This is a genomic window from Lysobacter sp. TAB13, assembly GCF_052113885.1.
Taxonomy (GTDB): domain Bacteria; phylum Pseudomonadota; class Gammaproteobacteria; order Xanthomonadales; family Xanthomonadaceae; genus Lysobacter; species Lysobacter gummosus.
Genome location: NZ_JBFRDR010000149.1, coordinates 1 through 503, shown reverse-complemented (window position 1 = coordinate 503; position 503 = coordinate 1). Strand labels below are relative to the sequence as shown.

Here is a 503-nt window from a genome sequence, read left to right as displayed (position 1 = left end):
GAGCAGACCTATGTCATCTCGAAGGTCACTTCGAACTCGGCCAATATCGTGGGCATCACAAAACAGGGTACTGGCGGCGGGCCCGCGCGCCGCGACGGTAACCAGCTCACCTTCGGCACGAAGGTGATCCGGACGCTGACGATCAACGGCAACACGGCCATTGTGACGGGTCGAAACGTCGAGAACGGCGAAACCCTGAAGGGCACGCTGACCAAGCACTGATCCTTCAGTACGGGTCGGGAATGATGAAGCGGGCGGCCGAAAGGCCGCCCGCTTTTCGTTTGGAGAGCCCTCGAATTCACCGTCCTGGCCCGTCCCGGCGTGTTGAAGCTGACGCGGATCAGTCGATGGTGACGGTGTAGGTCTTCTCGCGCGTCTCGCCGGTCGCCGAGGTCCAGCGCACCGTAAAGGCATCCGTGCCCCTGAAGCCCTTCTTGGACTGATAGAAGACATAGGAGATGGGCAACTTCCGCCCCTCGCATCGCGCCGGCGGGGATATGCGC

Annotated in this window: 1 protein-coding gene; it reads left to right on the top strand. The window is 62.0% G+C overall.

Annotated elements, in window-relative coordinates; all coding sequences use genetic code 11:
* On the top strand, positions 1-222 hold a 222-nt coding region (locus AB4Y92_RS25570; RefSeq protein WP_441822167.1), incomplete at its 5' end, for a hypothetical protein.
* Positions 223-503: the final 281 nt, after the last annotated feature.